The sequence below is a fragment of the Leucobacter sp. M11 genome, assembly GCF_035726885.1.
In the GTDB taxonomy this organism is placed as follows: domain Bacteria; phylum Actinomycetota; class Actinomycetes; order Actinomycetales; family Microbacteriaceae; genus JAPFRB01.
Genome location: NZ_JAPFRB010000003.1, coordinates 31167 through 37237 on the forward strand (window position 1 = coordinate 31167; position 6071 = coordinate 37237).

At 73.3% G+C, this 6071-nt stretch carries 6 protein-coding genes and 1 pseudogene; 3 read left to right on the forward strand and 4 right to left on the reverse strand.

Translation table 11 applies throughout. The features are described 5' to 3' along the window. Together OOT08_RS08310 and OOT08_RS08315 are read left to right on the forward strand one after the other, a co-directional pair. The coding region (locus OOT08_RS08310; protein ID WP_325092164.1) for a chorismate-binding protein at nt 1-497 on the forward strand (497 nt) is incomplete at its 5' end. Nucleotides 498-668: 171 nt separating this feature from the next. Further along, complete coding sequence (locus tag OOT08_RS08315) at nt 669-1676, forward strand: diacylglycerol/lipid kinase family protein (RefSeq protein ID WP_325092165.1); 1008 nt, start codon at nt 669-671, stop codon at nt 1674-1676. Here the strand turns inward: OOT08_RS08315 and OOT08_RS08320 are convergent. After that, entirely contained in the window at nt 1673-2014 is a 342-nt protein-coding gene (locus OOT08_RS08320) for a LuxR family transcriptional regulator (protein WP_325092166.1), read from the reverse strand. The two genes, OOT08_RS08315 and OOT08_RS08320, sit on opposite strands and share 4 nt — an antisense overlap. Before the next feature lie 173 nt (nt 2015-2187). Continuing rightward, complete coding sequence (gene yczR, locus OOT08_RS08325) at nt 2188-3624, reverse strand: MocR-like transcription factor YczR (RefSeq protein WP_325092167.1); 1437 nt, start codon at nt 3622-3624, stop codon at nt 2188-2190. Nucleotides 3625-3684: 60 nt separating this feature from the next. Here yczR and yczE point away from each other — a divergent pair, with 60 nt between their 5' ends. Continuing rightward, on the forward strand, nt 3685-4362 hold the full coding sequence (gene yczE / locus OOT08_RS08330; RefSeq protein ID WP_325092168.1) for a membrane protein YczE: 678 nt from the start codon (nt 3685-3687) through the stop codon (nt 4360-4362). Here the strand turns inward: yczE and OOT08_RS08335 are convergent. Beyond that, on the reverse strand, nt 4359-5222 hold the full coding sequence (locus tag OOT08_RS08335) for a PPK2 family polyphosphate kinase (RefSeq protein WP_325092169.1): 864 nt from the start codon (nt 5220-5222) through the stop codon (nt 4359-4361). The genes yczE and OOT08_RS08335 overlap by 4 nt on opposite strands. 21 nt (nt 5223-5243) lie before the next feature. Next, a pseudogene (locus tag OOT08_RS08340) lies at nt 5244-6071 on the reverse strand (2-succinyl-5-enolpyruvyl-6-hydroxy-3-cyclohexene-1-carboxylic-acid synthase); the annotation flags it as partial.

Sequence of the window (6071 nt, forward strand, 5' to 3'; positions counted from 1 at the left end):
TCGTCGGCAGCGACAAAAACCAGCAGGAGCACGCGTTCGCGGTGCGCAGCGTGACGGAGGCGCTGGCCCCCTTCATCGCTGACCTCGCGCTGAGCGCGGCACCCTTTGCCCTGAAGCTGCCGAACGTGTGGCACCTGAGCACCGATCTGAACGCTCGCCTCACGGGGGGCGCCACCGCTCTCGACCTCGCGGGGGCGCTGCACCCCACGGCGGCCATCGCGGGCACGCCCACGCCCGTTGCGGTCGCGCAGATCGCCGACCAGGAGCCCTTCGACCGCGGCCGCTACTCGGGTGCGGTGGGCTGGATCGGCGGCACGGGCGACGGGGAGTGGGCGATCGCCCTGCGCTGCGCCCAGGTCGACGGCGTGGATGGCTCCGCCCCCCGGCAGATCACCGCCTACGCGGGCGGCGGCATCGTGGCCGGGTCGGACCCGGCCACCGAGCTCGCCGAGACACACTCGAAGTTCCGTCCGGTACTCGACGCCTTCGGCGGCTAGCGGCGCACGGCTGTCCGGGTCGATCATCCCGCGCGACGCGGCGGCGCAGCACCCGCCCGGCTGGGCCCCCTCGCCGGGCACTGCCTGGGAATCCCCCCGCGCGCGGTGCCGGGGCCGCATACTGGGGTGAGGCAGGTTCCTCCCTCGGGGCCGCTGGGGAGGAACACCGCCATGCACGACGCCCTCGAACCGGACGATTCGATCATCGGTCTCGTCTGGAATCCGTCAAAGACCAGCCAGGGGGATTTGGAGGCCGCCATTCCGGCAACTCCGGGCCTCCGGTTCTCCTGGTTCGAGACGAGCGCCGACGACCCCGGCCGGGCGGCGACGCAGCAGGCCCTCGACGCGGGCGCGACCCTGATCCTCGCCGCGGGGGGCGACGGCACGGTTCGGGCCGTCGCCGAGCACCTCGCGGACACGGGCGGCTCCGCCGACCTCGGCATCGTGCCCCTGGGCACCGGCAACCTCCTCGCCCGGAACCTTGGCGTCCCCCTGAACGACCCGGCGGCGGCCATCGCGCACGCCCTGGGCCACGCGGGCACCCCCCTCGACATCGGCTGGGCCGAGCTGACCCTCGACGGCGGCGTGGAACGGCACGCCTTCGCGGTCATGGCGGGCTTCGGCATCGACGCGCACATGATCACTGAGACCGACGACGACCTCAAGGATCGGGCGGGCTGGCTCGCCTACGTCGAGTCCCTGGGCCGCGCGGTCTCCGCGAGCGAACTCATCCCCGTCACGCTCAGCGCCGACGGCGGGGAGCCCGTGACCGAGCCGGCGCACACGCTCCTCGTCGGCAACTGCGGCACCCTCCAGGGCGGCCTGACCCTGCTCCCGGACGCCGACCCCCGGGACGGCGAGCTCGATCTGCTCGTGCTGAACGCGGAGGGCATCGGCGGCTGGGCGGACACCGTGCGCAACCTGCTCTGGGACAACGGGCTCAAGCGGCTCTTCGCGGGCTCGGCGGACGCCACCGCGGCCAGCAGCGAGAGCGCAAGCCACAGCCGGGTGCGCACCCTCACCGTGGACCTGGGCGAGCCCCGCCAGGTCGAGGTGGACGGCGACGCCCTGGGCGAGGCCAGCCGCATCGTCCTCTCGGTCCAGCCCGGAGCCATCCGAGTGCGCGCCGCCGAGCCGGACTCGGCGGCCAGGCCCGCCGGACGGCGCGGCTCCGCCTAAGAGCCCGGTTCCCGCTCGCGGCGGACGAAGCTGAGCAAACAGAAGGCGTCCGTGCGGGCGAGCAGCTCGTGCCGCTCCTGCGGGATAACGCAGAGATCGCCCGGGCCGCCGTCCCAGTGCTCGTCGCCCCAGCTCAGGCGAACCTCGCCCCGCAGCACGAGGAGGGTGGCATCGCCCGGGTTCTCGTGATCGGGGAGGATGCCCCCCGCGGTGAAGCCCAGGCCGAGCTGCGTGAGCCGCCCCGCCTTGGCGAGCGCCCCGATGCTCCGGCGTTCTGGCCGCGTCGCGGCGTCGGCAATCAGCTCGCGGGCAAGCGCGTCGAGGGAGTGCGTGGTCACGGGTGGTCCTCTCCGAAGCATTCGGGAAAGCGGGGTGGTGGGATCGTGGGCGCTGGTGCCCACCCTGCCAGGGTCGTCGGGAAAGCCCAAACCCGCCGAGCGGCTCCGCCGCGCCGTTTCGCTGGGCCCTCCGGATCGGCCGGGCACGCGCGGCGCGGTTCGTGCGCCGCGGCTCAGAGCACGGGGTAGCGCGCGGCCGCGTCCCGCCCGCGCGCGGGCGATCCGGAGCCGTCGAGCGTCGCCCAGGCTCGGGCGAGCGCGTCGAGGGCCGAGCCGAGCTCGGCCTCCGGCAGCCCGAGGGGTAATCGGAGGTATCTCTCCAGGGCTCCCGCCAGTCCAAAGCGGGGCCCGGCTGCCAGGAGCAGCCCCTCCTGGCGCGCGGCCAGGGTGAGGGCTGAGCTGCGCGGGGCACCGAGCCCAATCCACGCGGCAAGCCCGCCCTCGATCTCGGGCACCCGCCACGCGGGGAAGCGCTCGGTGACGCCCCGAGTGAGCGCCGAGCGCCCCGCCGCGAGCTGATCGCGGCGGGCGGCAAGCACCTCCGGCCACTCGTCCAGGAGCCGGGTCACGGTGAGCTGTTCGAGGATCGGGGTGCCCAGATCGCTCGCGGGGCGGGCCTCGGCCAACTGGCGGATCAGCGCCTGTCCGGCCCGGATCCAGCCGACGCGCAGCCCGCCCCAGGCCGCCTTGCTCACGGAGCCGATGAGCACGGCAGACCCGTGCGCGGCGAGCGAGTGCGGCGCGATCACGCGGTCGATGTTCAGCTCCGCGGTGGTCTCGTCCGCGATGAGCACGGTGCCGCTCGCCCGGGCGGCGGCGGTCAGGCGCTCGCGAAACGGATCGCTCATGGTCCGTCCCGTCGGGTTCTGGAAGTCGGGCATGAGGTACCCGAGGCTCGGGCGATCCGCGCGGAGCAGCCGCAGGAGTTCCTCCTCGTCCCAGCCGTCCTCCGTGGTCACGTTCACGGGCAGGAGCTTGGCCCCCGTCGCGCGCAGCGCCGTGATCGCATTCGGGTAGCTCGGCTGCTCGATCAGCGCCGTGTCCCCGCGCCGGAGCAGCGTCCGGGCCAGCAGGCTGATCGCGTGCTGCGCCCCGTTCGTGATCAGAATCTGCTCCGGCACGGTCGCGATCCCGCGGCCGCGGTAGTACTCGGCGACCGCGGCCCGCAGGCCGGGGAGGCCGCGCAGCTGATAGCCGGGGTCCCCGAGGTGCGCGGGCAGCTCGGCGGCGGCGTGCTGCGCGGCGTCCGCGATTCGGTGCGTCGCGGGGAGGGTCGCCCGGCTGAGGTCGAGCAGGCCCTCGTCGGGGAGCAGGCCACCGCCCTCCTGCGTTCCCGGCAGCAGCACCCGCGTGCCCGAGCCGCGCAGGCTCTCGGCGTAGCCCTGCTCCCGGAGCACGCGATAGGCGGCCGTGACCGTGGTGCGGCTCAGGCCGATCCGCGCCGCAAGCTCCCGTTCCGCGGGCAGCCGGCTCTCGATCGCGATTCGCCCGTCGAGCGCCAGGAGCCGGATCCGGTCGGCGAGGCTCCGATACGCGGGCCCGGCGGCGCGCTCGCGCCACGGGCCGAGCAGGGATTCGAGTGCGGACGGGCTGAGCGTTGGCGAAGACACGAGGCCAGCGTATCCCAATTGGCTCTGTTTTTTGAGGCCAAAATACGATTTCCTGGCACCATGATGACGTCTTTCCCGGCCCGCGCCGGTGCCCCGCTTCCTCGCCGGATCCCCCAGCGGAGCGCGCAGCTCCTCGGCGGCCTCGTTCTCTACGGCCTCGGCATCGCGCTCATCTCCCGCGGCCAGATCGGCGCCGCGCCCTGGGACGTGCTGAGCCAGGGCCTCGCCCAGCAGACCTCGCTGAGCTTCGGCACGATCACGATCCTCACGAGCGTCGTCGTGCTCCTCGCCTGGATCCCGATCCGGCAACGACCCGGCGCGGGCACCGTCCTGAATGCGCTCCTCGTTGGCCCGTCGGCCGACCTGGGCCTGGCGCTGATCCCCGCGGACCTGCCCCTGTGGCTGCGGCTGCTCTGCTTCGCCTCCGGGGTCGTCCTCCTGGCGAGCGCGACGGGCATTTACATCGGCGCACGCTTCGGCCCCGGCCCCCGCGACGGCCTCATGACCGGCCTGCACCGGGTGACCGGGCGACCCATCTGGATCGTGCGGACGGCCATCGAGGCCGCGGTGGTGACGGCGGGCTGGCTGCTCGGCGGCAATGTCGGGCCCGGCACCCTGCTCTTCGTCCTCACCATCGGGCCGCTCTGCCAGATCACGATCCCGCTGTTCGCCTCGCGTCGGGGGGCCCGGCCGGCCCCGGACGGCGTCCCGGCCCCGAAGGCGACGCAGCGAGGTTAGAGCGTGCCCCGGCTCGCCTCGATCCGCTCCCGCTCGGCGGCGACGTCGTAATCGGGGGCGGGCCAGTCAGGATCGATGCCCTCCAGCACCTCGGTGAGGATCCGCTGCACGGCAACCCGGGCGTACCACTTGTTGTCGGCGGGGACGACGTACCAGGGCGCGTCGTCGCGGCAGGTTCGGTCGAGCATCACCTGGAAGGCCTCCTGGTACTCCGCCCAGAGCAAGCGCTCATCCGCGTCGCCCGGGTTGTACTTCCACTGCTTCTCGGGGCGGGCCAGCCGGTCGAGGAGTCGCTTGGCCTGCTGCTCGGGGCTGATGTGCAGCATCACCTTCACGATCCGGGTGTGCGCCCCGACGAGCCCGGCCTCAAAGTCGTTGATCGCGCCATAGCGGCGCTCGATCTCCTCGGGCGGGGCCATCTGGCGGACCCGCTGGATGAGGACATCCTCGTAGTGCGAGCGGTCGAAGACCCCGATCACCCCGGCCTCGGGCACCCGCTGAGCGATCCGCCACAGGAAGTCGTGCTCCCGCTCCTCAGCGGTGGGCTTTTTGAAGGCCGACAGGTGCAGACCGTGCGGATCGATCTGACCGAGCACGTGATTCACGATGCCGCCCTTGCCCGCCGCGTCCATCGCCTGCAGGATCAGGAGCACGCGGTCGGTGCCCCCCATCGCGCTCTCGGCGTACAGCCGCTCCTGGAGCTCCTTCAGCCGGCCGGACTCCGCCGCCAGGTGCTTCTCGCCGCGCTTCTGATCCGCCACGGTCCCCGGGGTGCTCGACGGGTCCACCTCGGCGAGCCGGAAGCCGGGGCGCACGCGCAGCAGCTCGGATACGCTCTCGGTCCAGAACTCTTTGGCCACGGTGCCTCCCGGTGTTGCGGTTCACTCCCCGCGGGGCAGCGGAACCTCGATGATGCTCGGTCCCGCCACGGGGGCGGTGAACGCGCGCTCCAACTCTACTCGCGTGCTCACGCGTTGGAAATGCCATCCCGCGGCCTCGGCGAAGGCCCCGAGGTCCGCGGCGTGCGGGGTCAACATCACCCGGTCGAAGGCGGCGGGCTCCGCGGAGCGCGCCACCTCGAGGTCGTCGAAGATCGTGCCGCCGCCGTCGTTCCCGACGATCAGCTGAATCCGGGGGCGCTCCTCACCCGCGCCGAGCACGAGGGAGCCGAGGTCGTGCAGCAGGGTCACATCGCCGAGCAGGACCCGGGTGACCCCGGCGGCATGCCGGGGCTCGTCCCCGTCCTGGCTCGCGAGCGCGACGCCGAGCGCCGTCGCGACCGTGCCGTCGATCCCCGCGAGGCCACGGTTGCTGTGCACCGTGAGCTTGCGGGACGGCGCGACCCGGTCCAGCACCCGGATCAGGCGCGAGGCCCCGAGCACGAGCCGGTCGTGGGGCCAGGTGGCCTGCCAGAGCGTCTCGCAGAGCATCTCGCGCGTGATCGCCTCGCGCATCGCGCGCACCTCGGCGCGCGCGTAGCTGCTGCGCTCCTTGTAGCCGGTTTCGCGGGCGGCGGCGAGATCGGGCTCGTGCCGCGTGCTGAGGGCCTCGGCGAGTTCCCGATCCCGACGCACCCACGCGCCGAGCCAGGGCCGGGTCTCCCGGACGGGGACGTCCTCGCTGACCTGGGCCGCGCTGACGAAGCGGCTGACCGCGTGGCCAGGGTTCCAGCGCTCCCCCGGGCCGGGGTGCACGACGATCGTCTCGAC

What these genes read in the sequence shown, in the direction of transcription:
- OOT08_RS08315 (WP_325092165.1), top strand. Translation starts at nt 669, where the DNA reads ATGCACGACGCCCTCGAACCGGACGATTCGATCATCGGTCTCGTCTGG.
- yczE (WP_325092168.1), top strand. Translation starts at nt 3,685, where the DNA reads ATGATGACGTCTTTCCCGGCCCGCGCCGGTGCCCCGCTTCCTCGCCGG.